We start from the raw sequence: 2,643 nt of genomic DNA on the forward strand, positions 1-2,643 counted from the left end.
CTCTATTTCCGCATGCCCAGCCCACCACCTCAACCGGTATCACCTGTGCTGTTTCTTAAAATCGACCTAATCCAAGGTGATGAAATCCTGCGAATGAGTGAGTATATGTGAGATAAACCCTTAAAACCGAGGGACGGGTAACGATAGTTGAACAAACATGGAGTAGTTTGCTGCGGCAGCTGCTCCCTTTCTTTGTTAAACTAACGGGCAGGTTAGTGTAATAAGGGATATTTGCTAGAACATTAAAATATTAAATTGAGATACTTTTCAAAAAAGATTAGACTATTTTTAACGATATCAGCGGGGAGGGAAGTGAATTGGAGCATCAAAAAACTCAAAAGCATACCGCTTCGAGAAAGAGGTACACATGTTAACAAAACGAAATGGGATAATTATTTTGTTTTTAATGATTATTGGATTGGCTGTATGGCAGAACTATCAATTGCGTATGGAACAAAAAACAGCCAAGGAACACGTTACAAGAACAGCACTTACCGCAGTTTATTTTTTAAAAGGTGCTGCAGTGACATTCGAAAACGTCAATAAAAAAAATCAATGGGACGACCTAAAAACACGAAGAAATCAGCAAATTTCGTTGTCATATGCTTTTCAGAGTCTCTCAGATGCCAATAATTCTTGTCAGGATTATGTTTCCCTTATTCCGAATTATTCCAGGGAGAATATCAATGATGTTTTTTTCAGTTTCTCCAATTGGTTTGTCAAGGCAATGGATATTCTTAGCAAAGAAGGAGCTATAACTGCCGAAGAAAAAGTTATTCTTTCAGAATTAAGCCAAGTGGTTTCAAAGGTGGATTTGCCACAGAATTGAAAAGATTTCAACGGGATATCTGCTGTGTTTGAACGGCTCGCAATGGAGTGGAAGAGCATAGATATAGGCTAAAAAACTAAAGAAGCCAGTCATGCCTTAGCAATAGTTTATTAAGCTAACGGGTAACGATAGTTGAACATACAAGGAGCAGCTTGCTTATGGCAGCTGCTCCATTTCTTTATTAAGCTAACGGGCAGCATTCCTATAATGAAGAAATACGAGGTTTGAGAAACAAAAAGACTCCTTGGTATGATGTATGAGGGTCCCAGATGCTCGCCAGCGACCGGATCCAAATACAAACCAAGGAGACTACAAAATGAATTCTACTCAAAATGAACGCATTAATCAAATTACTTCTTCTACCTTAATTGTCGGTGTAGACATTGCTAAATTCAAACACGTTGCTAGAGCACAAGACTACCGCGGAGTCGAGTTCGGGAAGCCCATTACGTTTGAGAACAATCGAGAAGGCTTCGAAATGTTCGTAAGCTGGTTCGAAAAGATTGCAACGGAGCAGGAATTCCAGAACGTCGTTGTTGGCATGGAACCGACTGGTCACTACTGGCTTAACCTGGCCCATTTTCTAAGAGAACAGCACGTTACGTGCGCTGCGCAGGCCGCACCGTACGGCTAGATATAAGGTTGTTCGAAGTCTTCTGGAACCGCGTTTGGTAATCCTGTTTCGGGTTGCTGTAAACTTGCCGGAAGAGAAGACGCTAGGGTCGACACCGGCAAATGCAACGAGCTTCTTTGCATGATCAAATCGATCGATCTCTCCGACTTCTGCCAGTATTGTTGCAGCAATTCTGGTGCCAATGCCGGGTATCGATTGGATCTACTCATACTCATGTAATTCTGCAGCCAGAGCATCTATGGACTGGTCGAGGTTTACTAGGTGCTCTTGGTACTGTAGAAGCAGATTAATGAGCAGCTCCAGCGAGATGAGATGGCTTGAAAAAGCAGTTTCCTTGAAAGGGTTTCGCTCCGCGGCAGCTGTTAGTTTCAGCGCGCGATCAAGCGCCCATGCGGAATTCGACCGTCCAGTAAGAGACTGGATCGTCGCTGTGATGTCATTCAGAGACTTAGTCAGCACCGCGGAAGAGGTAGGGTGAAGAGCCGGAAAACGAAGGGATACCTTCGAGTACAGGTCACCAAAAACGCCACGATATCCCGGAAAGACTTGATCAAGGACAGCCTGAAACTGCAGCTTCGCTTGCACATACATATCGGTTAGAGAATCATGCTGCCTTGTCAGATAGCGTAGATTCATCATAAATTGWCCTCGTTTTTTGTACGGTTCTAATTCTTCCTTGTAGAACAATTCCCCTAGTTGATAGGCGTCCGCAATATCCGTTTTCACTTTGCGTAAGCTGGTTTTTTTGGCCTGGTGTGAAATTAACGGATTAATGACAATATACAAGTATTGATGTTCATCTAGAAACTGAATGACGGAGCTTTGGTAGTGTCCAGTTGCTTCTAACACTACTGCTGGACGCAGTCCAGTAATGCATTCGAGATCCTGCACAAAATTCAAGAAAGACGCCAGTCCCTCAAGATTATGCTCAAACTGAAAGATCTTTCCGTGCGGTATTCCTCGGTCTGTGAATGCTTGTGCATGGCTTTCTCCTTTGGAAACATCCAGTCCAATGACAGGATTCATGTAACCACTCCTTGTTATATATTCGCCGGAAGCCCCTAACCTTCTTGTCGTCCACATTATCGCATGTGATTCGGGGTCATGCCCCAACTAGCCTAATCATGGTTTAACAAGTAGGGGGGATGAACGGAATAGCTCTCGAGATCCAAGTCTCACG

1 protein-coding gene and 2 pseudogenes are annotated in these 2,643 nt (G+C 43.4%); 2 read left to right on the top strand and 1 reads right to left on the bottom strand.

Annotation, left to right across the window (positions count from 1 at the left end; translation table 11 throughout):
• Window positions 1-367: 367 nt before the first annotated feature.
• Both AC1DOV_RS34575 and AC1DOV_RS34580 read left to right on the top strand, forming a co-directional pair.
• Window positions 368-829, top strand: a complete 462-nt coding sequence (locus AC1DOV_RS34575; protein ID WP_477552150.1) for a hypothetical protein — start codon at window positions 368-370, stop codon at window positions 827-829.
• Window positions 830-1,145: 316 nt separating this feature from the next.
• Window positions 1,146-1,415: pseudogene (locus AC1DOV_RS34580) on the top strand (IS110 family transposase); the annotation flags it as partial.
• Between the two features lie 15 nt (window positions 1,416-1,430).
• Here the strand turns inward: AC1DOV_RS34580 and AC1DOV_RS34585 are convergent.
• Window positions 1,431-2,489: pseudogene (locus tag AC1DOV_RS34585) on the bottom strand (IS110 family RNA-guided transposase); the annotation flags it as partial.
• Window positions 2,490-2,643 lie beyond the last annotated feature (154 nt).

The organism is Paenibacillus sp. 01T47 (assembly GCF_056398245.1).